This is a genomic window from Nocardiopsis ansamitocini (assembly GCF_030268225.1).
Lineage (GTDB): Bacteria > Actinomycetota > Actinomycetes > Streptosporangiales > Streptosporangiaceae > Nocardiopsis_D > Nocardiopsis_D ansamitocini.
In genome coordinates, this window is sequence record NZ_BSQG01000001.1 from 175,361 (window position 1) to 201,188 (window position 25,828).

General features: G+C 68.6%; 24 protein-coding genes. 13 read left to right on the forward strand and 11 right to left on the reverse strand.

The features are described from left to right. Positions 1-139: 139 nt before the first annotated feature. Together QSJ59_RS00805 and QSJ59_RS00810 are read right to left on the reverse strand one after the other, a co-directional pair. Positions 140-1,372: an acyl-CoA dehydrogenase family protein gene (locus QSJ59_RS00805; RefSeq protein WP_285756697.1), complete on the reverse strand. Its 1,233-nt coding sequence runs from the start codon at positions 1,370-1,372 to the stop codon at positions 140-142. A 58-nt stretch (positions 1,373-1,430) separates the two neighbouring features. Next, entirely contained in the window at positions 1,431-2,867 is a 1,437-nt protein-coding gene (locus tag QSJ59_RS00810) for a helix-turn-helix transcriptional regulator (RefSeq protein WP_285757827.1), read from the reverse strand. Between the two features lie 231 nt (positions 2,868-3,098). Between QSJ59_RS00810 and aceA the strand changes: the two genes are divergently transcribed. Further along, positions 3,099-4,391, forward strand: a complete 1,293-nt coding sequence (gene aceA / locus QSJ59_RS00815; RefSeq protein WP_285756698.1) for an isocitrate lyase — start codon at positions 3,099-3,101, stop codon at positions 4,389-4,391. A 110-nt stretch (positions 4,392-4,501) separates the two neighbouring features. Beyond that, entirely contained in the window at positions 4,502-5,278 is a 777-nt protein-coding gene (locus QSJ59_RS00820; protein WP_285756699.1) for a CPBP family intramembrane glutamic endopeptidase, read from the forward strand. On the opposite strand, the gene QSJ59_RS00825 is transcribed toward QSJ59_RS00820, so the two are convergent. Then, complete coding sequence (locus QSJ59_RS00825) at positions 5,244-6,506, reverse strand: CynX/NimT family MFS transporter (RefSeq protein ID WP_432707393.1); 1,263 nt, start codon at positions 6,504-6,506, stop codon at positions 5,244-5,246. The genes QSJ59_RS00820 and QSJ59_RS00825 overlap by 35 nt on opposite strands. 127 nt (positions 6,507-6,633) lie before the next feature. Between QSJ59_RS00825 and QSJ59_RS00830 the strand changes: the two genes are divergently transcribed. After that, positions 6,634-7,311: a FadR/GntR family transcriptional regulator gene (locus QSJ59_RS00830; RefSeq protein WP_285756700.1), complete on the forward strand. Its 678-nt coding sequence runs from the start codon at positions 6,634-6,636 to the stop codon at positions 7,309-7,311. On the opposite strand, the gene QSJ59_RS00835 is transcribed toward QSJ59_RS00830, so the two are convergent. Beyond that, complete coding sequence (locus QSJ59_RS00835) at positions 7,308-7,955, reverse strand: TetR/AcrR family transcriptional regulator (protein WP_285756701.1); 648 nt, start codon at positions 7,953-7,955, stop codon at positions 7,308-7,310. The two genes, QSJ59_RS00830 and QSJ59_RS00835, sit on opposite strands and share 4 nt — an antisense overlap. A 256-nt stretch (positions 7,956-8,211) precedes the next feature. On the opposite strand from QSJ59_RS00835, the gene QSJ59_RS00840 reads away from it, so the two are divergent. Genes QSJ59_RS00840 through QSJ59_RS00850 form a run of 3 tightly spaced genes read left to right on the forward strand, consistent with a single transcriptional unit; the run spans position 8,212 to position 10,792 of the window. Continuing rightward, complete coding sequence (locus QSJ59_RS00840) at positions 8,212-9,009, forward strand: ABC transporter permease (protein ID WP_285757831.1); 798 nt, start codon at positions 8,212-8,214, stop codon at positions 9,007-9,009. Next, positions 9,002-9,808, forward strand: coding sequence for an ABC transporter permease (locus QSJ59_RS00845; protein WP_285756702.1), 807 nt, complete (start codon positions 9,002-9,004; stop codon positions 9,806-9,808). Before QSJ59_RS00840 ends, QSJ59_RS00845 begins: the two co-directional genes overlap by 8 nt. 6 nt (positions 9,809-9,814) lie before the next feature. Further along, positions 9,815-10,792 carry an ABC transporter ATP-binding protein gene (locus QSJ59_RS00850; protein WP_285756703.1) on the forward strand — a complete coding sequence of 326 codons (978 nt, stop codon included), beginning with the start codon at positions 9,815-9,817 and terminating at the stop codon, positions 10,790-10,792. A gap of 15 nt (positions 10,793-10,807) precedes the next feature. Here QSJ59_RS00850 and folP read toward each other — a convergent pair whose 3' ends face one another. Continuing rightward, positions 10,808-11,647 (reverse strand): dihydropteroate synthase, encoded by an 840-nt coding sequence (gene folP / locus QSJ59_RS00855; protein ID WP_285756704.1) that lies wholly within the window; start codon positions 11,645-11,647, stop codon positions 10,808-10,810. Further along, positions 11,647-12,591 carry an Lrp/AsnC family transcriptional regulator gene (locus tag QSJ59_RS00860; RefSeq protein ID WP_285756705.1) on the reverse strand — a complete coding sequence of 315 codons (945 nt, stop codon included), beginning with the start codon at positions 12,589-12,591 and terminating at the stop codon, positions 11,647-11,649. Before QSJ59_RS00860 ends, folP begins: the two co-directional genes overlap by 1 nt. 361 nt (positions 12,592-12,952) lie before the next feature. Between QSJ59_RS00860 and QSJ59_RS00865 the strand changes: the two genes are divergently transcribed. Together QSJ59_RS00865 and gdhA are read left to right on the forward strand one after the other, a co-directional pair. Further along, on the forward strand, positions 12,953-14,446 hold the full coding sequence (locus QSJ59_RS00865; protein ID WP_285756706.1) for an LCP family protein: 1,494 nt from the start codon (positions 12,953-12,955) through the stop codon (positions 14,444-14,446). Between the two features lie 195 nt (positions 14,447-14,641). Then, the gene (gene gdhA / locus QSJ59_RS00870; protein ID WP_285756707.1) at positions 14,642-15,994 is read left to right on the forward strand and encodes an NADP-specific glutamate dehydrogenase; all 1,353 of its coding nucleotides are present in this window, start codon (positions 14,642-14,644) and stop codon (positions 15,992-15,994) included. 56 nt (positions 15,995-16,050) lie between these two features. On the opposite strand, the gene QSJ59_RS00875 is transcribed toward gdhA, so the two are convergent. Further along, a complete protein-coding gene (locus QSJ59_RS00875; protein WP_349497177.1) occupies positions 16,051-16,629 on the reverse strand; it encodes a flavin reductase family protein in 579 nt (192 codons plus the stop codon). 210 nt (positions 16,630-16,839) lie between these two features. On the opposite strand from QSJ59_RS00875, the gene QSJ59_RS00880 reads away from it, so the two are divergent. From QSJ59_RS00880 to QSJ59_RS00900, 5 genes are all read left to right on the forward strand, one after another. Further along, the gene (locus QSJ59_RS00880; protein ID WP_285756708.1) at positions 16,840-17,547 is read left to right on the forward strand and encodes a cell wall anchor protein; all 708 of its coding nucleotides are present in this window, start codon (positions 16,840-16,842) and stop codon (positions 17,545-17,547) included. Between the two features lie 25 nt (positions 17,548-17,572). Next, positions 17,573-18,328: a VldE C-terminal domain-containing protein gene (locus QSJ59_RS00885; RefSeq protein WP_285756709.1), complete on the forward strand. Its 756-nt coding sequence runs from the start codon at positions 17,573-17,575 to the stop codon at positions 18,326-18,328. Between the two features lie 38 nt (positions 18,329-18,366). After that, complete coding sequence (locus QSJ59_RS00890; protein ID WP_285756710.1) at positions 18,367-19,854, forward strand: TldD/PmbA family protein; 1,488 nt, start codon at positions 18,367-18,369, stop codon at positions 19,852-19,854. Positions 19,855-19,889: 35 nt separating this feature from the next. Then, the gene (locus tag QSJ59_RS00895; RefSeq protein ID WP_285756711.1) at positions 19,890-21,293 is read left to right on the forward strand and encodes a metallopeptidase TldD-related protein; all 1,404 of its coding nucleotides are present in this window, start codon (positions 19,890-19,892) and stop codon (positions 21,291-21,293) included. A gap of 590 nt (positions 21,294-21,883) precedes the next feature. Then, the gene (locus tag QSJ59_RS00900; protein ID WP_285756712.1) at positions 21,884-22,114 is read left to right on the forward strand and encodes a hypothetical protein; all 231 of its coding nucleotides are present in this window, start codon (positions 21,884-21,886) and stop codon (positions 22,112-22,114) included. A gap of 31 nt (positions 22,115-22,145) precedes the next feature. On the opposite strand, the gene mobA is transcribed toward QSJ59_RS00900, so the two are convergent. The 4 genes from mobA to QSJ59_RS00920 all read right to left on the reverse strand — a co-directional run bounded on the left by mobA (position 22,146) and on the right by QSJ59_RS00920 (position 25,683). Further along, on the reverse strand, positions 22,146-22,721 hold the full coding sequence (gene mobA, locus QSJ59_RS00905; RefSeq protein WP_285756713.1) for a molybdenum cofactor guanylyltransferase: 576 nt from the start codon (positions 22,719-22,721) through the stop codon (positions 22,146-22,148). A gap of 114 nt (positions 22,722-22,835) precedes the next feature. Then, the gene (locus tag QSJ59_RS00910; RefSeq protein WP_285756714.1) at positions 22,836-23,483 is read right to left on the reverse strand and encodes a hypothetical protein; all 648 of its coding nucleotides are present in this window, start codon (positions 23,481-23,483) and stop codon (positions 22,836-22,838) included. A 34-nt stretch (positions 23,484-23,517) separates the two neighbouring features. Further along, positions 23,518-24,180, reverse strand: coding sequence for a hypothetical protein (locus QSJ59_RS00915; protein ID WP_285756715.1), 663 nt, complete (start codon positions 24,178-24,180; stop codon positions 23,518-23,520). A 315-nt stretch (positions 24,181-24,495) separates the two neighbouring features. Beyond that, positions 24,496-25,683: an RtcB family protein gene (locus QSJ59_RS00920; RefSeq protein ID WP_285756716.1), complete on the reverse strand. Its 1,188-nt coding sequence runs from the start codon at positions 25,681-25,683 to the stop codon at positions 24,496-24,498. Positions 25,684-25,828 lie beyond the last annotated feature (145 nt).

Below are 25,828 nucleotides of genomic sequence, written 5' to 3' on the forward strand. Positions count from 1 at the left end.
AGATCGTACCGTTACCGGATTCCCAACGATTGCCCAGGAAAACCCGGCTGACACGTCCAACGGCTCGCTTCATACTGCTTTTTCCTGGTCACAGGGTGCGACAATCCGGTTGATCCGCTGTGTCGGTCCCGGGCCGTGCTCAGCGCACCGGCAACCCCGTGACGCTGCGGCCGATGATCAGCCGCTGGATCTCCGAGGCGCCCTCGAAGATGGTGAAGATGGTGGCGTCGCGGTGCCAGCGCTCCACCGGGTAGTCGCGGGTGTACCCGTTGCCGCCCAGCAGCCGGATCGCGTTCTGGGTGACCCAGGTCGCGGTCTCGCTGGCGAAGAGCTTGCTCATCGACCCCTCGGCCTGCGAGAACTCCTTGCCGTTGCGCGCCATCCAGGACGCACGCCACACCAGCAGGCGGGCGGCGTCGATCCGGGTGGCCATGTCGGCGAGGGTGAAGGCGACGGCCTGGTTGTCCCCGATGGGACGGCCGAACTGTGTGCGCTCCCTGGAGTAGTCACGGGCGTACTCGAAGGCCGCACGGGCACATCCCACGGCCATGGCGCCCACGGTGGGGCGGGATGCCTCGAACGTCTTCATGGCGGCCTGTCCGCCCGAAACGCGGCCTTCGCGGACGCGGGACAGCCGTTCGTCGAGCCGCTCCTTTCCCCCGAGCAGGCACCTCCCCGGAACCCGGACGCCGTCGAGGACGACCTCGGCGGTGTGGGAGGCGCGGATACCGTGCTTGCTGAACTTCTGTCCCTGGGACAACCCCGCGGTGCCCGGCGGGACCACGAAGCTGGCCTGTCCACGCGCACCCAGTTCGGGGGCCACCGAGGCGACGACGACGTGCACGTCGGCGATTCCTCCGTTGGTGACCCAGGTCTTGGCGCCGTCGAGGACCCACTCGTCCGTGGCTGCGTCGTAGGACGCGCGGGTGCGAATCGCCCCGACGTCACTGCCGGCGTCGGGCTCGGAGGAGCAGAAAGCGCCCAGGCGCACGTCGTCGGGGGTACCGAACATCTGCGGAACCCATTCCAGCAGCTGTTCCTGGGTCCCGTTGGCGCTGACGGCGACCGCCGCCAACGTCGTCCCGGTGAGCGCCAGCCCGATTCCGGGGTCTCCCCAGTACAACTCCTCGTAGACCACGGGGATCGCCACCCCGCTGGGCTCGAACCACTGAGTGGCGAAGAAATCCAGCGAGTACAGCCCGATCGCCGCCGCCTCCCGAAGCACCGGCCACGGCGTCTCCTCGCGCTCGTCCCATTCCGCGGCCACCGGACGGATCACGTCGCGGGAGAAACCGTGCACCCAGTCCCGCACTTCTTGGACCTCTGGGCCGAGCTCCAGACCGAACGCGGGCGGGGAGACGGGATCGGTCATGGGAGCACGTCCTTCGGCGGGTCGGGGCAAGGCGTGCTCAACCGTAGTGCCGCCCCCGCTACTCCCCGTCGTGCTTCTCCAAAAAGGTGTAGACGTCAGTTTCGTCCACTCCGGGGAAAGGTCCGGTGGGCAGTGCGGCGAGGACATGGGAGTGGGCGCGGGCCGAAGGCCAGACGTTGCCCTCCCAGCGGGCGGTGAGCTCCGAGGGCGGACGCACGCAGCACTCGTTGCCGGGGCACTCGGACTTGGTGCGGTGGGTGGTCTCCCGCCCCCGGAACCAGCGCGACTCCTTGTAGGGCACGCCGAGGGTGATCGCGAAGTTGCGCTCGCGGCTCGGGTCCACATGGGCCACGCACCAGTGCGTGCCGTTGGGCTTGTCGGTGTACTGGTAGTAGATGGAGTAGCGGTCGGGTGAGGCGAACACCTGGCGCCCCGACCAGTAGCGGCACATGCGCTGGCCTTCGATGGCCCCGGTGTCGTCGGTTGGGAAGACGAGGCCGTCGTTCTGGTAGGCCTTGTAGATGATCCCGGTCTCGTCGTTGCGGATGAAGTGGCAGACGAGGTCGAGGTGGCGGGTTGCCAGATTGGTGAACCGGTGGGCGGCCATCTCGTAGGAAACCGCGTAGACGTCGCGGAGGTCCTCGACCGAGAGATCACGAGCCTGCTTCGCCTCGGCCAGGAAGGGCACTGCGCTCGTCTCGGGGATGAGCACGGCCGCGGCGAAATAGTTGGCCTCGACCCGTTGGCGCAGGAAGTCGGCGAAGTCGCGCGGCTGGCCGTGCCCCAGGACGAAGTGCCCCAACGTCTGCAAAAGGATCGTACGCGGGGTGTGCATGCCCAGCGACTCCCGCTTGAGGTAGAGGCGGCGGTTGCGGGTGTCGGTGACCGAGCGGACCGAGCGCGGCAGATCCTGCACGTAACGCAGGGTGAAGCCGTAGTAGGTGACCATCGACAGGATCAGCCCCTGGGACAGCGCTCCCCCCCTGTAGCCCACGGCGTCCAGGGTGTCTTGGGCGGCCTTCTCGATACGCTCGAAGTAGTTGCCCCGTTCACGCATCTGGCGTCGTAGATCGGCGTTGGCCCGACGCGCCTCCTCGGGAGTGGCCGTCGGTTTGGCGCTGCGCCGCTTGAGTTCGTCGTAGAGACCGACGATGTGCTCCAGCACGTCGTTGGGCACCCGTTTGCCGACCTTGAGGTGCGGCAGGTTGAGGGACTGGTAGACGGGGTCGCGCTGGGCCTCCTCCACCGTGATCTCCAGTTGCGCACGCCGGCTCGGGGGTTGTCTGGACAGCAGCTCCTCGATCGACACGTCCAGCGACGCGGCAAGCGCGGTGAGCAGGGACAGCTTGGGCTCGCGCTTGCCGTTCTCCAGGAGGGACAGCTGCGAAGGCGCTCGACCCACCCGTTCCCCCAGGTCGGAGAGGGTCAGGTTGCGCGCGCGCCGCAGATGCCGCAGACGCTGCCCGAACGTGACGAGATCCAGGTCACTGGGCAAGGCCGGTATTTCTTCATTCCCGAAGTACGCCATGCGTTCATGTTAGAGAAAGAAACGCGAATCTTCATCCCGATCAACCTCGAAAAACTGAAGAAATTTGCGAAGAATCGGAGATGTCGGCGGGAACAATGCACTCCCTATTGAAAAAAGTTAACTTTTTTCGGAATGCGGACGTTCCAGCCGACGACCACCTTCCAAGGGGATCCAGAACGCAAAAGGCGGGAACAGGCCATGAGCACCATCGGTCGTCAACAGGAAGCCGGCACCGCGCTGAAGCAGCGGTGGGAGACCGACCCTCGTTGGGCGGGCATCGAGCGCACCTACTCCGCCGAAGACGTGGTTCGGCTCCGCGGCTCGGTCACTGAGGAGCACACGCTGGCCCGGCTGGGCGCGAAACGGCTGTGGCAGCTCCTGCACACCCAGGACTACGTCAGCAGCCTGGGGGCGCTGACCGGAAACCAGGCGGTCCAACAGGTCCGCGCCGGCCTCAAGGCCATCTACCTCTCGGGCTGGCAGGTCGCCGCCGACGCCAACCAGGCCGGCCAGACCTACCCCGACCAGAGCCTGTACCCGGCCGACTCGGTTCCCCAGGTCGTGCGCCGGATCAACAACGCGCTCCTTCGCGCCGACCAGATCACCTGGTCCGAGGGCGACGAGAACGCGCCGCACTGGCTGGCGCCGATCGTCGCCGACGCCGAGGCCGGGTTCGGCGGTGTGCTCAACGCCTACGAACTGATGCGGGGCATGATCGCCGCCGGCGCAGCCGGCGTGCACTGGGAGGACCAACTCGCCTCGGAGAAGAAGTGCGGGCACCTGGGCGGCAAGGTCCTCATCCCCACCGGTCAGCACATCAAGACGCTCAACGCCGCCCGGCTCGCAGCTGACGTCGCAGACGTCCCCAGCCTGGTCATCGCGCGCACCGACGCCCAGGCCGCGACGCTCATCACCAGCGACGTCGACGAGCGCGACCGCCCTTTCGTCACCGGCGAACGCACCGGCGAGGGCTTCTACCGGGTGCGCAACGGCGTGGAGTCCTGCGTCGCCCGCGGGCTGGCCTACGCCCCCTACTCGGACCTGCTGTGGATGGAGACCTCCACACCGGACCTGGAAGTGGCCCGCGATTTCGCGGAGGCGATCAAGGCGCGCTTCCCCGACCAGATGCTGGCCTACAACTGCTCGCCGTCCTTCAACTGGAAGCGCCATCTCGACGATGCCACCATCGCCAAGTTCCAGCGCGAGCTGGGGCATATGGGCTACGCGTTCCAATTCATCACGCTGGCGGGCTTCCACTCGTTGAACTACTCGATGTTCGACCTGGCCAAGGGCTACGCCGAGACCGGGATGAGCGCCTACGTCGAACTCCAGGAGGCGGAGTTCGGTGCCGAGGAGCGGGGGTACACCGCGACTCGCCACCAGCGCGAGGTCGGCACCGGATACTTCGACCGGATCAGCACGGCGATCACCCCCGACGCCTCCACCACCGCGCTGGCCGGCTCCACCGAGGCCGACCAGTTCGGACACTAGTGCGCGCGGACGCCTGACGGTCGTCGCCCGACGGTCGCACCGTCCCCCGCTCTCATGGCTGGGACCGGGGCGGGGCGGCCGTCCCTTTGCATCCTGCGATGATCTGGTGCATGAGCGAACCCACGAGCGTCCGTGCGCTGCCCCGCAAAGCGATCGGCGCCGAGGTCTGGTGCGTGCTGGCGCTGTCCTTGGGCATGAGCGCGGTGTGGGCGGTGATCTCGTTCACCGCTGCCGCGACGGCACCTGGCGGTTTGAGCGCACAGACGGCCAATCTGGTGACCCCCGCCTCCGAGCGCCCGTGGCTGGACCTTGCGGTGCAGACCTACCGGCTGGTCTTCGCCTTCGCCCCGGTGGCACTGGTGTTCTACCTGTTGTACCGCTCCAACGACTCGGCCCGCACCATCGGCTTCGACCTGCGTCGGCCCGGATTCGACCTGGCGGGCGGAGCGGGCCTGGCTGCGCTGATCGGACTGGGCGGGCTGGTGGTCTACCTGGTCTCGGTCCAGCTGGGCCTGAACCGTCCGATCGTGCCCAGCGAACTGAACGAGCACTGGTGGCAGGTGCCGATCCTGCTGCTGCAGGCGGTCAAGAACGGGGTGGTCGAGGAGGTCATCGTGGTGGGCTATCTTCTGTTGCGCCTGGAACAGCTGGGGTGGTCACCGCTGCGCGCAGCACTGGCCTCCTCGTTCTTGCGGGCCTTCTACCACCTCTATCAGGGGGTGGGCATGTTCGTGGGCAACCTGGTGATGGGGCTCGTCTTCTGCTGGTTCTACCGCCGCTACGGTCGCGTGATGCCCCTGGTGGTCGCGCACTCGCTGATCGACATCGTGGCGTTCGTGGGATCGGTGTACCTCATCGGCCGGCTGGACTGGCTTCCGGGAGCCTGATCTGATCCTCCAGGTGGAGCGGCCGTCCGAGGAAGAACCCGACCGCCGCGTTGCTCACGGCAAGGAGCAGTAGCAGCGCGCCGGGCGCATACCAGGAACCGGTCAGCTCGTGCAGGAGGCCGAAGAGGAACGGCCCGGTCCCCGCGATCAGGTACCCGATGCTCTGGGTGGCCGCCGAAAGCGCAGCGGTGGCCTGGGGCCCCCGGGTGCGCACCGCGAAGAACGTCAGTGCGAGCGGGAAGGTTCCCATCCCCAGTCCGATGAGGGTCGCCCAGGCCCACACACCGGCCACCGGGGCGACGACGAGTCCGGTGCAACCGATGACGTAGCAGACGGCGAAGAGAGCGACGAAGGGCCGCTGGTCGCCCACCCGGGCCATGATCGCGGGCAGCAGCAGCGAGATGGGGATGGAGAGCGCGGTGAGGTAGGACAGGGCCAACCCCGCGTCGGTGGGGCTCATCCCGTTGTCCCTGAGCAGTTGGGCGAACCAGCCGAACATGATGTAGGCGATGGCGGCCTGGGTGCCGAAGAAGACGATGCTCTGCCACCCCATCGGCGTGCGCAACACCGCCCGCACACTCGTCGGGTTCTCCTTCCCCGAACGCGGCGGATCGTGGCGCATTACCAGCGCCCAGGGCACAGCGGCGATCAGCCCGAAGACGGCGAAGGCCGCCAGGGCGAGCCGCCAGTCACCGGTGGCCGCTGTAAGGGGAACGGTGCCCGCGGCGGCGATGGTCGCACCCATGGCGATGGCGGTGGTGTAGACGGTGGTCATGATCCCCACACGGTGGGGGAAGTGCTGCTTGACCAGCGTGGGAAGCAGCACGTTTCCCACCGCGCCGCCCGACAGCGCCAATGCGCTGAACAGCAGGAACAGCCACTGGTCGCCGACGAACGCCCGCAGGGTGAGCCCCGCGGTGAGTGCGGCGAGCGCCCCCAGGATGACCCGGTGCTCACCGGCCCGCCTGATCAGAGTGGGGGTGAGCGCGCCGAAAAGGGCAAAGCACAGGACCGGCAGGGTGGTCAGTAGTCCGGCCATGACAGCGGACATGCCGAGACCGGTGGTGATCTCGTCCAGCAGCGGTCCGATACTGGTGATACCGGTGCGCAGGTTGATGGCTGCCAGACCCACTCCGGCTGCGATCAACCACGCCTGCCTGCGGGGCCGTGAAACGAGGGCTGCCGGCCGCGAGGCGGCGTGCGGCGGTGTCACGGGGGGCGGGGCCACACGCGACTCCTATTCATGGGATGACCGGATGTAGAGTCCGAGAATAACGCATTGACCGTCGAAGGCCATCTCTCGGGCGAGACTGGTCTAAGCTCCGGCGTTAACGAAACTCCTAGGAGGTAAGCGCGTGCCCCTCGCCTCGACGCGTCGTACCGGACTTGTCGACCAGGTCATCACTCAGTTAAGAACGCAGATCGACTCGGGCGAGTGGTCGGTCGGCGACCGCATTCCGACCGAGTCGGAGCTGTCCGAGCAGTTGGAAGTCGGACGCAACACCGTACGCGAAGCAGTGCGGGCCCTCGCTCACGCCGGTCTCCTGGAAATCCGCCAGGGAGCCGGCACATTTGTTCGCGCCTCCAGCGAACTGGGCGGGGCGTTGCGTCGCCGTCTGGAACGTTCTCAGCTCCGCGAGAACCTGGAGGTCCGACGCGCGCTCGAACTGGAGGCGGCCAGACTCGCCGCACTGCGCCACACCGACGCAGACCTCGCCGCCATCGACACGGCGATCGGCGAGCGGGCCCAGGCATGGCGTGAACGCGACGTGAACGCCTTCATCGAAGCCGACTTCACCTTTCACCGTGCCGTCGTGGTCGCCACCCACAACCTGCTGCTCGTCGAGCTCTACGACGACATCTCCCAGGCGGTCTACGAGAGCATCGCGCACACCGTGGACATGACCGGGGCCAGTGACGACGGCCTGGACCACCAGGGCCTGGCCGACGCAATCCACGACGGCGACCCCGAGCGGGCGCTGCGCGAAGCAGCCTGTTATCTCGACGAGCTGGTTACCAAGGCAGAAGGCTAATCCTCGGGGCGCAGCAGACTGGTCCCCACCGCGTGCATCAGCTCCAGCAATTGCGCTCGCGGTGCGCTCCCGCCGGGGCGCAGCGCACGCGCCATCAGCTCCCGAAACGCCCCGAGCACGGCGGCTGCGGCGAACTCCGGCTGAATGCGAGCATTCAGCTCACCGTCGCGCTGCCCGCGGGCGATGCCTCGGGCGGCGATGTCCACCTGGCGGGCCAGTCTCGCCGCGTCGGCCTGGGCTGCGGCCGGCTCGCGCAGCCTGCGGCCCACGATGACCGGTCCGAAGGGGTCGTCGCACAGGAAGTCGATCTCCCGGCGCAGCCGTTCGTGCTCGGTCGCCAGCCACCCCTCCCCCGAATCGATTCGGGCGGTGAAAACAGTGGCGTCGTAGCGGTCGTAGAACTCGTCGACCACCGCCGCGACGAGTCCGTCCTTGTTGTCGAAGTAGCGGTACAACAGACCCGCGGAACAACCGGTGCGCGCCGAGACCTCGGCAACCTCCAGTGTTCCGTCGCGGGTCAGGATGACCTCTCGGGCAGCGGCCAATAACCGTTGACGGGTGGCCATGCCCCTGGCCGACAGTCCCAGGCCGCCCTCCTTCGGGTTCGGGGGTATGCCTTCGCCCTCTACGACTCGTTCCGCCATTGTGACGCCCTTCTCCCACGGCGCCGCCGAACGCATGGGCGTCGCGCGCCGGATGCGCGTGACGGCCCTTTGCCGGGGGCGCACTCCCCAAGTCTGCCCGCACACCCCGGGGCGCGTCCCGCAGTAGCGACAGTTCCCGATTTTTGCCCGAACGACGGTCATACGCGTGCTATGGTCACGTCTTCGCGGCGACCCGGACCTGCTCCGCAGGGACGTGCCTGTTTTCTTCCCCATGGATCAAGGAGTCTGGGGCACGGTGCGGGTTCTTCTCGCGGTGTTCGCCTACGGGTTACGCCGTTATTCCACCTATCGATGGGCCACTGCGGCCAGCGTCGTCGTCAACAGCGTTTTCGGGGTCATCAACGCCCTGGTGCTTCTGGCGGTCTTCGAGACACGCCCCCAGATCAACGGTTACACGGCCGCCGACGCCGTCACCCAGGTCTTCCTGGCCCAGGCGTTCATCGGGGTGACCGCGATCTTCGGTCCGCCGCTGGAGCTGGGCGAACGGATCCGCGACGGCCAGGTGGCCATGGATCTGATGCGTCCGGTCGGCTTCGTGCGCTGGTGGCTGGCGACGGACCTGGGACGAGCGGCGTTCAACGTGCTGGCGCGGTCCGTACCGACCTTCGCCGTCGGGGTGGTCCTCTTCGACCTCGCGCTGCCCGCCGAACCGCTGCGCTGGGTGGCCGTGCTGGTGGCGCTGGTCCTGGCCGCGCTGGTCGGTTTCGGCCTGCGCTACCTGTACGCGCTGGCCGGGTTCTGGCTCCTGGACACCCGCGGGGTCGACGCGGTCGCGTGGCTGCTCGGCCCCTTCTGTTCGGGGATGATTCTGCCGCTGGTGTTGTTCCCCGACGCGGTGGCAGCAATCTTGCGCACCCTGCCGTGGGCGGCACTGGTCCAGGTGCCCGCCGAGATCCTGCTGGGCCGGACCGTGCTGCCGGGCGGCACGCTGGGCGGCCTGGCCTACCAGGCGGCATGGGCAGCGGCCCTGCTGGTGTTGGGAACGGTCCTGACCGCGCGGGCCACCCGTCGGGTGGTGGTCCAGGGTGGCTGACACCGTTGTGGTGCCCTACTTCCGGTTGGCCTGGGCCTGGTGTCGCGCACTCGCGCAGTACCCGGTGTCGCTGACCCTGCTGACCCTCGCCCAACTGGGAACGACGACCGTGGAATTGGCGGCGCTGTTCTTCGTGTTCGGGCACGTCGACGCCCTGGCGGGGTTCACTCTGCACGAGGCGCTGCTGATCTACGGACTGACCGGTACGGCCTTCTGCCTGGCCGACCTGCTGATGGGCTCGACCGAACGCCTCGGCGAGCACGTGCGCAAGGGCGGCTTCGACGTCATGCTGGTGCGCCCGGTGTCACCGCTGGTACAACTGGCGACCGACGGGTTCTCCCCGCGCCGTCTGGGCAAACTGGTGCCCGGACTCGTCGCGCTGGTGGTCGCACTGGGCGTGCTGGAGATCTCCTGGACGCCGGGGCGCATGGCCATGGTCCCGGTCCTGGTCGTCTCGGGCGCCGTCATCTGCTGTTCGCTGTGGGTGATCGGCGCGTGCATGCAGTTCTTCATCGCCGAGGCGCGCGAGCTCTCCAACGCGATCACCTACGGCGGGTACGCGCTCAGCGAGTACCCGCTGGCGATCTACGGCCGCGACATCGTGCGCGCGGTGACGTTCGTGGTGCCGCTGGCCTTCGTGAGCTGGCAGCCGGCCCTGTACCTGCTGGGCCGCCCCGACCCGCTGGGGATGTGGCCGTGGCTGCGCTACGCCTCGCCGGTCGTGGCCGTGCTGCTGTGTGCCGTCGCCGCCCTGACCTGGCGCGTGGGACTGCGCCACTACCGATCGACGGGGAGCTGAGACGACGTGACCGAACCGATCATCGAGACCGCGAACCTGGGGCGCGACTTCGTCCGCACGGAAGGACCGCTGCTGCGCCGCCGACGGCGCACCGTGTCGGCCGTGCAGGACGTGGGGTTCACCGTGGCCCCGGGCGAGATCGTGGGCTACCTCGGCCCCAACGGCGCAGGCAAGTCCACGACCATGAAGATGCTGACCGGGATCTTGGCCCCCAGCCGCGGCCGGGTACGGGTGTGCGGCCTGGAACCCTCCCGGCAGCGGACCAGACTGGCCGCCCGAATCGGCGTGGTCTTCGGCCAGCGCACCACCCTGTGGTGGGACCTGCCGCTGCGCGACAGCCTGGCCCTGACCCGGCACCTGTACCGGGTGCCCGCCGACCTTCACGCTGCCCGCCTGGCCGAACTCACCGAACTGCTGGAGTTGGAGCCGTTCCTGACCACTCCGGTCCGCCAGCTCAGCCTGGGCCAGCGTATGCGCGGCGACCTGACCGCCGCGCTGCTGCACGCACCCGAACTGTTGGTGCTGGACGAGCCGACGATCGGGCTGGACGTGGTGAGCAAGTCCGCCATCCGCGAATTCCTGCTGCGGTTGAACACCGAGCGGGGAACCACCATCCTGCTGACCACGCACGACCTGGGCGACGTGGAGCGGTTGTGCCGTCGGGTACTGGTGATCGACCACGGGCGTACCGCCTTCGACGGCGACCTGGCCGGTCTGCGCGCCACCGCACCCACCCCACGCACCCTGGTGGTGGACCTGGTACAGCCGGAAGCCCCCATCGTGGTCCCGGGAGCGCGGACCGTCCGGGTCGAGGGACCCCGGCAATGGCTGGAGTTGAGCACCAACCCCGCAGCCGTCGTCTCCGAAGTGGCCCGCGCCCACCGCATCGCCGACCTCACCCTGCGCGAACCAGACATCGAAGAAGTAGTGGCCCGGCTGTACCGGGCCGGACGGGAAGAACCCACCGCACTCCCCCGACCATGATGCGGGCCGACGGGTTCAAGGGGCGGCCAGCTCCCCCACCGTGTCCAGTGCGCGCCGCGCGGCAGCCGCGTCGTGGACACGAAAAACCCGGGCCCCCTGCCACGCCGAGAGCGCCAATGCAGCGAGCGTCCCGGGCAGGCGCTCGCCCACGGGAAGGTCGAGGGTCTCCCCGATGAAGTCCTTGTTGGAGACAGCGACCAGTACCGGCCACCCCGTGCGCACCAGGACGTCCAGGCGACGGGTGAGTTCGAGCGAGTGGTAGGTGTTCTTGCCGAAGTCGTGGGTGGGGTCGACGAGCACCCGATCGGGGTGCACCCCAAGTGACACCGCCCGCTCGGCCAGGCCGACCACTCCGCGCAGGACCGCGTCGACCACGTCGGCGTAGGCCACGCGGTGGGGGTCGGTGCGCGGGGCCAGTCCCCCGCTGTGGCTGCACACCAGGCCCACGTCGTACTCGGCGGCGACGCGCGCGAGGTCGGGGTCGGCACCCGCCCAGGTGTCGTTGATCAGGTCGGCACCCGCCTCGGCACAGGCCCGGCCCACCTCCGCACGCCAGGTGTCCACCGACAGCACCACTCCCGGATGGCGGGCGCGCAGCTCAGCGACGAAGGGCACGGTGCGCCTGATCTCCTCCTCGGTGGAGACGTGCTCGCCATGACCGGCCTTGACCCCGCCCACATCGATGATGTCCGCGCCGGCCACCACCGCGCGGTCGGCCGCGGCCAGCGCCGCGTCGAAGGCGAAGGTGGCCCCGCGATCGTAGAAGGAGTCCGGGGTTCGGTTGAGCACCGCCATGACAGCGTACGCGCCGGGCCCGAACTCCCCCTGCCCGAGACGCAGGGTGCCCGAAGGCATCACCCTGCGCCCCGGGGCGACGCCGTCCGCAATGCGGCCGGCCCGGGATCGCGCGGCCGGTCGTCGATCTGGTGGCGCTCCTTGGTCACCGAGAGATGCTCCCACGACTCCGCATAAGTGACATCGGGGTACCCGCGGATCGTCTCCAGGGTCTCCACGAGGGTGGACCGGTCGGTTGCGGTGACTCCCCCCACGACGTCGTAGCGGCCGAAGCCGGTCGCCGCGAAGGAGACGCCGGCGAGGGTCGCCAACCGGGCGGCGAGGGCACTGGCATCGCCGCGGCAGCGCAGACCGAAGCCCAGATGCTCGTTGGCCCCGACGGCCGAGGGTTCGATGAGCGCGGTCACGTGGACGACGCCTGCGTCGATGAGGCGCACCACGCGCGAGCGCGCCGCGGCCTGGCTCAACCCCACGTGGCGGGCGAGCTCGGCATAGGAGGCCCGTCCGTCCACCTGGAGCCGGTGGACGAGCCGCCAGTCCAGCGGGTCGACGGGCACGTCGCGCAACACCCGCACACTGGAATAGGCGTCCTTGACGATCTCGTCACCTCGGAAGACCTCCGCACCCACGACCCCGGTGATCTCGCGGATCCGGGCCAGCTCCGCGGCCAGCTCCGCGTCGTGGCCGACCCGGACGTGGGCGACAGCCGGAAAGCGTCCTGCTGTCTGCGCGGCGAAAGTCACCGACTCGCGTCGCGCCAACGCTTCCATGACCGGCCGCACCGGCCCGGAAACACGCAATGAAATGTGTCCGAAAACCTCCATCCCCATGACGCCGGCATGGAGCACACCCACGATTCGGATGGCTCCTGCCGCGATCAGGTGCCTGACTCGGGCCCGCACTGCTGTGCGCGAAAGCCCGACGCCGTCCGCAAGCGCCTGATAAGTCGCTCTTCCGTCCCCCTGCAACGCCCGTACGAGCGCGGCGTCAACCGCATCGAGCACGATCTAGTGCCTTTCGTTCCCATGACGGCGCCCAATTCCCCCCGGACACCGCCCCCTCCTGCGGCCAGATCATGACAGCTGTGGCGGCGGTTAACTACTGATCACGAAAGAAACAAGGCCGACTTTGATCCGGTACGACCCAAGAACCGGACATAAAGTTTCTCTATCTGACATAACGTACATGAGGTGGCCAGAGGGTAGTCAGATACCGGTGTGCCAACAACTCCGGCAAAGCCCCACACTGTAATCAGCATTAACGGCCCACCAACGCGGTAAGAGAAGAGAACTGATCCCGCGTGCGCACCTTCCCATCCCCGGAGGGTTACGGCAGCACTCGGAGACGGCACGAGAAGAGGGTCCAATGGCCGAGCGGCGGGACGAGCAAGCGCGCAGCCGCCCAAAGAACACGTGGCGTGCTCTGTTGTGGACGGCCGGATCAACCGTGATTCCGGGCATCGCTCACTTGCGTATGGGACGCCGGCGGACCGGTGCGCTGATCCTGACCTGCTTCCTCTTGTTGGTCGCCGCCATCGTCGCACTCGCCGTCCTGGTGAGCGGGGATCTGATCGGCTGGGCACGCCTGGCCGTCCAGGGCCGCTGGCTGCTCGCCATCTCGATCGCGGCCTTCGCGATATCGGTGGTGTGGATGACCGTGGTGATCCACTCCTACGTGATCACCCGGCCGCTCACCGCCGGCTGGGGCGGTCGGACCGTCGCCGTCGTGGTCGTCGCGGCCCTTTGCCTGGCCGTCGCCGCGCCGGCCGCCGCGATCATGAACACCTCCTACACCGCCTACGACACGCTGTCCTCGGTCTTCGGCGACGAGCGGGACACTCTGCCGCACAACGAGGCCGACCCGTGGAACGGGCGCGACCGGGTGAACGTGCTGTTGCTGGGCGGCGACTCCGGCAGCAACCGCTACGGGATGCGCACCGACTCGATGATGGTGGCCAGCATCGACGTCGAGTACGGCGACGTCGTCCTCATCGGGCTGCCCCGCAACCTGGAGAACGTTCCCTTCCCTGAGGGCACCACGCTGGCCGACCTCTACCCCGCTCCCCAAGGCTTCGGCGATCTGCTCAACGAGGTCTACCAGACGGTGGCCGACGAGCCCGAAGAGCTCGCGATCAACCCGAACGTGCAGGACCCGGGCGCCGACACCCTCAAGTCCGTCATCAGCGGCGCCATCGGCGTCGACGTCGACTACTACATGCTCGTGGACATGCGCGGCTTCCAGGACCTGATCGACGCCATCGGCGGGATCGAGGTCGAGATCGAAGAGCCCATTCCCTACGGCCAGCAGGGCGACATGCTGATGCCCGGCCGCCAGCGGCTGACCGGCAACGAGGCCCTGTGGTACGGGCGCAGCCGCATCAACAGCGACGACTACTCCCGGATGGGCCGCCAAGGCTGCCTGGTCAAGTACGTGGCCCAACAGGCCGACCCCACGACGATCATGACCAGTTTCCAGAGGCTGGCCGGCGCCACCAAGCGCACCTTGCGTACCGACATTCCCCAGTCCAAGATTCCGCACTTCGTGGACCTGGCCGACCTCGTGGCCGAGGGCAACATGAAGACGTTGCAGCTGTCGCCACCGCAGGTCAACACCGCCTACCCGGACTGGGATCGGATCAAGGAACTGGTGGACGACTCGGTGCAGGAACAGGAGGACGCGCAGGGAGGCGGTCAGGAGAGAACGCCCGGCACCGGCGACCTGGACCAGGCCGCGCCGTCGCCCGGCACCACGGAGGAGACCGAGTGGCAGACCTACACCGGGCTGCCCGACCCCGCACCCACCACGCCCGGCCGCCAGGTCGGCGAGGAGGCCACCTCGTTGGACACCCTGTGCCCCTGAGCCCAGACCACGGGTAAGCGGGGACGCTCGGAGCACCCCGCCCGTGAGGCCCGTCACCGGGGCGCTCCTATGATCGTGGCGGGATCGGGCGCAATGGGGCGCCCGAATACCCGCGACACCCATGTCCGTGCCCCTTCGCCGTGCCCGGATCCGGGTGGTGTCGGGGCGAACCGATACAAATGCGGAGGCACACGCATGTCGGCGAACCTGGACGAGAAGGTCCAACCGCTGTTCGACGAGGTACTCAAGCGCAACCCGGGCGAGACCGAGTTCCACCAGGCGGTACGCGAGGTCGTGGAAACCCTCGGCCCTGTGCTCGCCAAGCGCCCGGAGCTAGCGAGCGCCAAGATCGTGGAACGCATCTGCGAGCCCGAGCGCCAGCTCATCTTCCGGGTCCCCTGGGCGGACGACTCTGGGGAGGTGCACGTCAACCGGGGCTTTCGCGTCGAGTTCAACAGTGCGCTGGGCCCCTACAAGGGCGGCCTTCGCTTCCACCCCTCGGTGAACCTGGGCATCGTCAAGTTCCTGGGGTTCGAGCAGGTCTTCAAAAACGCGCTGACCGGCATGCCCATCGGCGGTGGCAAGGGCGGCAGCGACTTCGACCCCAAAGGGCGTTCCGACAGCGAGGTCATGCGGTTCTGCCAGTCGTTCATGACCGAGCTGTACCGTCACCTGGGCGAGTACACCGACGTCCCGGCAGGCGATATCGGTGTGGGCGGCCGTGAGATCGGCTACCTGTTCGGGCAGTACAAGCGCATCACCAACCGCTACGAGTCGGGTGTCCTGACCGGCAAGGGGCTGAACTGGGGCGGCGCGCAGGTCCGCAAGGAGGCAACCGGTTACGGCTGCGTGCTGTTCACCGCTGAGATGCTCGCCGCGCGCGACCTGGCTCTGGAAGGGATGCGGGTCGCGGTCTCGGGTTCGGGCAATGTCGCCGTCTACGCCATCGAGAAAGCCCAGCAGTTGGGTGCACGCGTTGTGACGTGCTCCGATTCGAGCGGCTACGTGGTGGACGAGAAGGGCATCGACGTGGAGCTGCTCAAGCAGGTCAAGGAGGTCGAACGCGGTCGGGTGTCGGACTACGCCCGGCAGCGCGGTGCCGACGCCCACTTCGTGTCCGGCTCCAGCGTGTGGGAGGTGCCCTGTGACGTGGCGCTGCCCTCGGCCACCCAGAACGAGTTGACCGGGTCCGACGCCACGACGCTCGTGCGCAACGGCGTCCGGGCGGTGGCAGAGGGCGCGAACATGCCGACCACCCCCGAGGGCGCCCGGGTGTTCGCCGAAGCGGGAGTCGCCTTCGCCCCCGGCAAGGCCGCCAACGCGGGCGGAGTCGCCACGAGTGCACTGGAGATGCAGCAGAACGCCTCCCGTGACACCTGGACCTTCTCCCATACCGAGGAGCGGCTGGCCGAGATCATGCGCCACGTCCACGACAGCTGCTACGAGACGGCCGAGCGCTACGGGCGCCCGGGCGACTACGTGGCCGGAGCCAATATCGCGGGCTTCGAACTCGTGGCCGAGGCGATGCTCGCCCAGGGTCTGATCTAGGGCCCCGTCGGCACGGGCTGTTCCCGGAGGCGCCTGCCCCGCCCTCGGGGACGGCCTCAGTCGAGGGGCGGAGCGGCAGGAGCATCGGCGAAGCGACCGTAACGGCCGCGATGGTAGAGCAGCGGACCGGACTCCCCATCGACGAGCGCGCCGGTGACCCGCCCCACCACCAGCCAGTGGTCACCGACCGCGAGCAGGTCGTGGCGCGTGCAAACGACGTGCGCGGCGGCCTCCTCGATCAGCGGGGTCCCGTCCTCTCCAGGGCTCCACCTGGTCGGCTCGGCGAAGCGGTCGATGCCCTTGGTGGCGAAACGGGCGGCGACGTCCTCCTGGTGGCCGGCCAGGACGTTGACCGTGAACGACCGCGCCTCGCGCAGGCCCGGCCAGGAGCCGGAGGCCGCGTTGACGTAGAACGACACCAGCGGAGGGCTGAGGCTGACGCTGGTGAAGGACGTCGCGGTGACACCGACCGGTCCCCCTGTTTCGGGCAGCGCGGTGACCACGACGACTCCGGCCGCGTGCGATGCCAGCGTGCGCTTGAAGAGTTCGGCCGGTACACCGTCTCCCGCTCCCGGACGAACGCACCGGTCCACCGACTCGCCCGCTCCGGGGATCTCTCTGGCCGACTCTCGCACCGCGTGCCTCCGGTTGATTTGCTGTGACGTCAACTCTCAGATCAGCGAAGCGCCTGCGTCCCCTATTTCCGATTTCCGAACGAGCGGGTGTGAGCGATCTCGCCGTCCGCCGGGCCGTGGCCGGGTCCTGCCACTGCCATTGCCCCTCCCCCTACCCCGTGTGACGATTCGGAGACTGGATGTCGCGGACCACCGCACGACGGGAGTTCCATGACCACGGGTCAACTGTGGGTCCTGATCGGTCTGGGAGTCTTTCACGGAATCAATCCTGGAATGGGATGGCTTGCGGCGGTTTCGCGTGGATTGCAGGAGCGCCGCCGGTCGGCCGTACTGGGCGCCCTCCCGGCGATCGCGGTCGGGCACGCCGCGTCGGTCGCGCTGGTCGCCCTGGTCATCACGGTGTCGGGATCGGTACTGGCCGCACAGTGGTTCGCGATCGTCGGCGGGGCCCTCGTGTGTGCGGTGGGACTGTGGCTACTGCTGCGTCCGGCGCACTTTCACTGGCGCGATGTTCGACTGTCGCTGTGGCAGTTGGGTGCCTGGTCGTTTCTGATGTCCTCGCTGCACGGTGCGGGGCTGATGCTGCTCCCGGTCCTGGCCGGGCGACTCGCGGAGGGGCCCGGCGTGCACGGCGGCCCCGGCCACTCGCACGGCGCGGTCGTGCTGGCGGCCGCACCGGACCAAGGCGCCGAGCCCAGCGGCCCCGGCCTCGACCTGTTGGATGCGACGCTGCTCGGCCTGTTCGCCACGGGGGTGCACACGGTGGCGATGTTCGCCGCGGCCGGGGTTGCCGCCCTGGTGGTGCACGATTTCTTCGCGGTCCAGGTCCTGCGCAGGCTGTCGTGGGCGACTCTGGACCGGATCTGGGCCTTCACCCTGCTGGGTGGCGGGGCCGTCGTGCTGTGGGGAGCGGCATGACACCGACCGGCTAGGGTCTGAAACCATGACGAAGCGGTGGGGCGGGTGTGCGATAACGGCCGGAGTACTGGCGGCCGTACTCGTGGCCGCGGTGCTGGGCGGCCCGTGGCTGCTGCATCGGGCCGGGTTGGACGAGGCCGCACTGCCGTGGGGCCCGGACTGCACCGTCGACGTGGACGGGGAATCCGTGGGCCTGGACCAGGAGCAGGCCATGGCCGCCACGACCGCGGTGGCGCTGCGCTGGAGCGGATCGGAGGCCACCGACCCCGAGGGTGTGCCCCCCGAGGTGTTGAGAGCCCTGGCGGACGGGCCGACCGAGGACGCCGGCCCCATCCTCACCTGCGGAACCGGGTCGGACACGGCACTGGCCCCGGAGGCAATGACCGAATCCGGCCTCACCCCGCGCGCCGAGACGGTGCTCGCCGCGATGGGTGAGGTGTTCGGCGAGCAGAGTCTCGGCGGCTACGCACCGGGCGGCATCGACTCGGGGCACGGTTCGGGCTCGGCCCATTACGACGGGCGCGCCATCGACGTGTTCTACCGACCGGTCAGCGAGGAGAACCGCCGTGCCGGCTGGCTGCTCGCACACTGGCTGGTGGCGCACGCGATGGAACTGGAACTGGCAGTGGTGATCTTCGACGACCGCATCTGGAGCTCCAGGTTCGCGCCCGCCGGATGGCGCGACTACGAGGTCTCCGATCCCGACAACCTGATCCTGCGGCACGTGGACCACGTCCACGTCGACGTCCGTCCCGGAACCCCGGGCACCGGCATCTCCTGACCTGGCAGAAGCGGCGCGAACACGTTACGTTTCCAAGCGTGCGTGAAATCGACCACGAATTCCTGTCCCTGCCCCTACGCGCGCTCGCCGACGCGGCCCTGCAGCGCGCCCGCGATCTCGGCGCCGACCACGCCGACTTCCGGCTCGAACGTATCCGCGGCCAACGGCTCGTCCTGGCCGACGGGTCGGTGGAGAGCTCGGGTGAGACCGACTCACTCGGCTTCGCCGTCCGGGTGGTGCACAACGGAACCTGGGGCTTCGCCGCGGGGACCGAGCTGACCACCGACGCGGCGGCGGCCGTGGCCGCCCAGGCGATCGACGTCGCCAAGGTCGCCTCCGTCATCAGTACCGAGCGCATCGAACTGGCCGCTGAGCCTGCGCACCGCGACGCCACGTGGGTCTCCTCCTACGAGATCGACCCGTTCACCGTCTCCGTGCGCGACAAGACCGACCTGTTGGCCGAATGGAGCCGGCAACTACTGGCCGACCGCCGGGTCAGTCACGTGGACGCGATCCTGCTCCAGGCCAAGGAGCAGAAGTTCTACGCGGACACCGCCGGGACCACCACCACCCAGCAGCGGGTCAGGTTGGCCCCCGAGGTGGAGATCGTCTCCACCAGCGGCGGACGCCTGGAAAGCATGCGCACGATCGCGCCGCCGGTGGGGCGCGGGTACGAGTACGTGCCCACGGTGGCGGCGGAACTCGAAGAACTGCCGGAACTGCTGGCCGCCAAGTTGGCGGCGCCGAGCGTGGAACCGGGCGACTACGACCTGGTGATCGACCCGTCGAACCTGTGGCTGACCATCCACGAGTCCATCGGGCACGCCACCGAGCTGGACCGGGCGCTGGGCTACGAGGCAGCCTACGCGGGAACGTCCTTCGCCACTTTGGACAAGCTGGGCTCGCTGCGCTACGGATCGCCGATCATGAACGTCACCGGCGACCGCACGGTGGAACACGGACTGGCCACCGTGGGCTACGACGACGAGGGGGTGGCAACCTCCTCCTTCGAGTTGATCACCGACGGCATACTCACCGGTTACCAGCGCGATCGCCGAATCTCGCACCTGACCGGGCACGAGCGGTCGAACGGCTGTGCTTTCGCCGACTCCCCCGCGACGATGCCGATCCAGCGGATGGCCAACGTGTCGCTGGCCCCGGACCCGCGCGGCCCCTCGACCGACGAACTGGTGCGCCGGGTCGACAACGGCATCTACGTCGTGGGCGACCGCAGCTGGTCGATCGATATGCAGCGCTACAACTTCCAGTTCACCGGGCAGCGCTTCTACCAGATCCGCAACGGGCGGATCACCGGGCAGCTGCGGGATGTGGCCTACCAGGCGAGCACCACCGAGTTCTGGAACTCGATGACCGCGTTGGGCGGACCGGAGACCTACGTGCTGGGTGGCGCCTTCAACTGCGGCAAGGGCCAGCCCGGGCAGGTCGCGCCGGTCAGCCACGGTTGCCCGAGCGCACTGTTCGAGAAGGTGCGGGTGCTCAATACGGCACAGGAGGCGGGGGCGTGAGCGGCGTGCAATCCGACGAGTCGAAGAGGTCTACCGTGAGCCAGTCACTGCCGGCGCAGGCAGTCGTCGAACGTGTGCTGGAGCTTTCCCGCGCCAGCGACTGCATGGTGCTGGTCAACGAGAACAGCACCGCCAACCTGCGGTGGGCGGGCAACTCCCTCACCACCAACGGGGTGACGCGCAGCCGGGAGGTCACCGTCATCTCCCTGGTCGAGGGGGACAAGGGCACGTCGGTGGGCGCGGTGTCGCGCAGTGGCCTGCGCGACGACCAACTGGCCGAACTGGTGACGGCGTCGGAGGAGGCCGCACGTCAGGCGCCTGCTGCCGAGGAGGCACGGCCGCTACTGGCCCCGGAGGCCGCTGCCACGGCGACGGCAGCGTGGGACGGTGCGCCGGCGTCCACCGACATCGGGGTGTTCTCCGGGTTCGCCCCGGCCCTGGGCGGGGCGTTCGAGCGCTCGGGCGCGGCGGGAACACAGTTGTACGGCTACGCCGAGCACACCATGGCCTCCACGTTCTTCGGCTCCTCGACCGGGGTCCGGCTGCGCCACGACCAGCCGACCGGAACCGTGGAACTCAACGCCAAGTCCGCCGACCCGGCCCACTCGACCTGGGTCGGGCGGGCCACCCGGGACTTCGCAGACGTGGACGTGGCTGCGCTGGAGGCGGAACTGTCGCGGCGGATCGGGTGGGCGCGCAATCGTGTCGACCTGCCCGCGGGCCGTTACGAGACGCTGCTGCCTCCCGAGGCGGTCGCGGACATGATGGTCAACCTCTACTGGAACATGGGGGCGCGCGATTCCTTCGAGGGCCGTACCGCCTTCTCCGCGTCGCGCGGCGGGACGCGGGTGGGCGAACGCCTGGCGAAGCTACCGCTGACCCTGCGCAGCGACCCTGCCGAGCCGGGGTTGGAATGCGAGCCGTTCGTACTGGCCGACGCGCCTGGACGGCGCATCAGCGCGTTCGACAACGGATTGCCCATCAGTGGCGCCAAGTGGATCAGCGACGGCGAGCTGTCCCGCCTCGTGCAGACGCACGACTCGGCGGTACTGACCGCGCTGCCGCTCACCCCGCACACCGGAAACCTGATCCTGGAGGAACCGAAGGCTACGGCGTCCCTGGAGGAGATGATCGCCGGCACCGAGCGCGGACTGCTGGTGACCTGCCTGTGGTACATCCGTTCGGTGGACCCGCGCACGATGTTGCTGACCGGGTTGACCCGTGACGGGGTCTACCTGGTCGAGGACGGCGAGGTGCGGGGCGCGGTGAACAACTTCCGGTTCAACGAGTCCCCGGTCGGGCTGCTGCAACGGGCCACCGAGGTTGGACGGACCGTTCCGGCGCTGTCACGGGAGCTGGGCGACTACTTCTCCCGTACGGCGATGCCGCCGCTGCGGATCCCCGACTTCAACATGTCCACGGTGAGCCAGGCGTCGTAGGTCCGCACAATCCTTCAAACAGCCTTTTCCTACTTGTTTAGTTGGATTACACTAGGGCACGTCCCGTCGGGCAGGTCGCACGACGGGACGCGGGGCCGGCGGCGTCCGTGCGGGTACGACGCCACCCCGGGGCGCCTCGCCGGCAGCGCGGACCAGCGAGGCGCCCCCTTGCGATTCCGACATCAAACACAAAGTGCCACCAGATGCATCAATTGGTGCGATAGCACTTTTGCACTTCCTTGACGCGAACAAGTCCGAATCTTTGATCGAAAATCTGGCGACCGATCACGCGAATCCACCTGAAACCAGAGGATTCAGGACTGAATGACGAGAAAAGCATGGGACGCTCCCGAGATCACGTCGTAACAGAGTCTTGACGTAACTGGGGGATCAGCGGTGTAGATTGGGAATCAGCGCTTCAGTCCCCCGCTGAAGCGCACGGCCGGTGTTTCGAGCCCCCGTCGAAACACCGAGCGCGACGTCGGGTGGTTTGCCCCCGTAGCCACCCGGCGTCGCTTTTTTCTTGGCAGATATGGATTCTTGACCATTCCTTGCCATCGACCGCGGCTTTCCACCTCTCAAGGTGAACAATGCGCAATGAACCAGGTCCCGCCCCGCTCCCCGAGCACACACAGTGCTCACGCAGAGAGTGCCGCGCAGAGGCCCGTTGGGTCCTGATCTGGAACAACCCCGCGGTCCACGCACCCGAACGCCGCAAGACCTGGCTGGCCTGCGAGGAGCATCTCGGCTACCTGAGCGACTTCCTCGAACGGCGTGGATTTCTCCGCGAGACCGTGGCCGTGGACGAGTTCACCGGTTGAGCCCTGCCTCTTCGGGAGAGTCCCCCGGCGGTCAGCGAGCGTCCCGGGCTGGGCCGGTCCCCAACCGTGCCCGGGCGTGAGCCAGCGCCTGGGGAGTGTCGCAGTCGGCAGCCGCCTCGGGCAGCCGCACCGGCTCCGGAGCGAGAGGGGCCAGCACCCCGTACAGGGAGCGCCCCGAGTAGTCCGCCAGCGCCACGCGCAGGGCTTCCGCGCGCCAGACGCCGGCCGTCCACTGGAGACGCTCCTCGGCGTCGACCAGAACCGCTCCCGCCCCGGACGACGCAGCCGCCGCGCGCAGCGCCGTGAGCGCCGACTCGTCGAAGAACGGCATGTCCGCCGCCAGGAGGGCGAACCAGGGCGAGGCGACCTGTGCCAGCCCGACACGCAAAGCTGCGAGGGGGCCTGCCCCGGGCGGGTGCTCGCGCACGTAGTGAGCCGCCGGCGCCGCACGCTGGGGGCCGACCACGATGAGGGTGCGAGCGTCGTGGGCCGCGTCGGCCACTCGCTGGAGCAGAGTGCGTCCGCCGACATCGAGCCCCGGTTTGTCCGCCCCTCCCAGACGGCGCCCGGCACCGCCGGCCAGAATGACAGCGTCGAACTCCTGCACCTCACGGCCCCCTTCGCGTTTCGCGGGGCACCAGGGTAGCCGCACAAAAGGGCTCCGGCCGGAGGGGGGAGAGGTCCCCTCCGGCCGGAGCCGGTCCTACGCATTCACCACTGGTCACTTCACGGTTGCCGCGGTGATCAGGTGGTCCAGCAGACTGCGGTACTCCTGAAGCGCCAGGCGCAGGTGCTCGGTGTCACCGTCGCCGCCCTCCTGCCAGGAACTCTCGACCTTGCGCTTGCGCTCGGTGAGCTTGGCGGTGATCTGCTCCAGGGTCTTGCCCACCAGCGCGTCGGCAGCGGCCACGCTGGCCTTGGGGTCGTCCACGAACTCGCCCTGGATCTCGCGCCAGCGCACGCGCAGCGGGTCCGACTCGCCGTTGTCCGAGGCACTGCCGGTTCCCGAGGTCGCGGCGTGGTCGGTACCCGTGTGGTCGGCGCCCGTGCGGCCGGTGCGCGAAGCGGCCGACGAGGCCGTGCCGTTGTCACCGGTGGAAGTACTGGTCGCGTCCCGTTCGCGGTCGGCACCCGTGCGGCCGGCGGCGGAAACGTCGCCCGTGCCGGGGGCCGCGGGGGTCGAGGCGTCGGAGTCGCTGCGGCCGGCCCCATTGGAGTCGACGACGCGTGCGTCGCGCTCGGTGGTGGGGCGGGTGCTGTCGGCGCCGTTGTCGGTACCGGTGGCGGGGACCGCGTGGACGGCGGTGGTGTCCGCGTCGGTGCGGCCCTTGTCGCGGGTGCGGGATTCGGCGTCACCAAAGGGGTTCATGGTCGGTGTCTCCTCGTGGCTGGGGTTGATCGGATCAGCGGGTTTCCGGCGTGTCACGCCGGGTGGCGGACTCGGCCGGAGCGTCGCGCTGGACCCGGTCCTCGCGGGATTCGGGGACGGTCGTGCGGCCCTCGCCCCCCGCGTGGTCGTTCTTGGTCACGTCCTCTTCGAGCAGTTCACCGAAAAGGGTCCGGTAGTGGACCATGGCGGTGCGCAGCTCCTCGGTGTCGGCTCCACCCTTCTGGTGGCGCTCGACGGCGTCGCGGGCGCTGCGGTAGTGACCGATGGTCTGGGCGTGCTCGACCGAGAGGTCGGCAGCCTGCTGTTCGGGTCCCTCGGTGGGGTAACCGCGGTCGGCCATCACGCGGGTCATCAGCCGGTCGGCGTCGGTGACGGCACTGGCCGGATCGTCGACGAAACGCTCTTGGACGCGGGTCCACTCGGCCGCATACTCGGCACGCGTCTCAGGGCTGAGACTGCGCAGGGTAAGGGCGGAGTGCCGCTTCTGGCGGTCGACGAGCTCACGCTCGGCTGCCTTGCGGTCTTGGTGCTGGTCCACGGCCCGGTCGTATTCCGGGCCGAACTTCTTCTTCAACTGCTGGCTTCGCTGCTTGGGCACCAGCACCGCCGCGGCTGCGACCGCGATGATGGCGAGCACGATGAAAACGGCGAGGCCGATCATCAGTCCCGTGTCCATTACTGCCTCCCGATTCCAGCTCGAGCCTGATCGTGTGTGGCCCGGGGCTTCAACGATTCGGCTGCCCTGGCAAATTGCCATGAAACGCGGTTAATCGGGAGTAGGACGCAAAGTCCCTGATAGGCCTACGAATTGAGCGTGAGAATTGGTGGTGGCACAAACGCCGACCCGGTAATCGGCGCCCCGCGCGGGCATCACCGACAGCGGGACGGATCAGGGCACGATCCGATTCGAGGCCCTGTGGACAATCAGTCCTGCGCCGGGCGGGGGCGGTCGGATCCGGCCGCCCCCGGGACTCGAACAGGATGGCGACGATCAGCCCTTGACGCAGATCACCTGGCGCAAGTGCGCAACGACCTCGACCAGGTCCGTCTGGGCTTCGAGGACGGATTCGAGGTCCTTGTAGGCGGCAGGGATCTCGTCGATGACCCCCGCGTCCTTGCGGCACTCCACCCCCGCGGTCTGACTGATCAGGTCGGCCTCGGTGAACATCTTCTTGGCCTTGTTCCGGCTCATCCTGCGGCCGGCTCCGTGCGAAGCGGAGTTGAAGGCCAGCGGGTTGCCCAGCCCGCGCACCACATAGGTGCCCGTGGCCATGGAACCGGGGATGATCCCCAGGTCACCGCGCCCGGCCCGGATCGCCCCCTTTCGGGTGACGAGCACGTCCACGTCGTCGTAACGCTCCTCTGCGACGTAGTTGTGGTGGCAGGAGATCCACTCGTCGAACCGGACCTGCGCGAACTCCTTGCGCAGCACGTCGCAGGCCAGCCCCATCATCACGTCGCGGTTGCGGCGCGCGTAGTCCTGGGCCCAGAACAGGTCCCGGCGGTAGGCGTCCATCTCTGGCGTACCCGAGACGAACACCGCCAGGTCGCGGTCGGGCAGGCCCTGGTTGTGCGCGAGCTTCTGGGCCGCGCCGATGTGGTGTTCGGCCAGTTCCTTGCCGATGTTGCGCGACCCCGAGTGCAGGACGACCCAAACCGCGCCCGCGTCATCGAGGCAGACCTCCAGGAAGTGGTTGCCTCCGCCCAGGGTGCCGATCTGATTGGCGGCACGGTCCCGACGGGCGTGCACGGCCTTGGCCAGGGAATCGAAGCGCTGCCAGAAGGCATCCCAACCGGCGGTCGTGAGACCGTGGAGGCGACGCGGGTCCACCGGGCGCTTGTGCGCGTGGAAACCGACGGGGATCGCCTTCTCCAGGGCGGCGCGCAGCCGCCCCAGGTCGTCGGGCAGGTCCTCGGCGCGCAGCGAGGACCTGACGGCGGTCATCCCGCAGCCGATGTCCACCCCGACCGCTGCCGGGGAGACCGCGTCGCGCATGGCGATGACCGAACCGACGGTCGCGCCCTTGCCATAGTGCACGTCGGGCATCACGGCCAGTCCGTGCACCCACGGCAGCATGGTGATATTGCGCAGCTGGTCCATGGCCGCTTGCTCAACCGTCTGCGGGTCGGCCCACATCCGGATCGGCACCCGCGCGCCGGGCGCCTCGGTGTATGGCATGGGCCACCTCCCTTTCCAGGATTCATGATGACGGCACCGGCTCTCTTGGAACCGGTGCCACCACCAGAAAGCCAGATCGGGCGGGCGGGCGGCAACTGGTTTTCGGTGCGCGGAGGACATCGGAGAACCACGCGCGGCGAGGGCC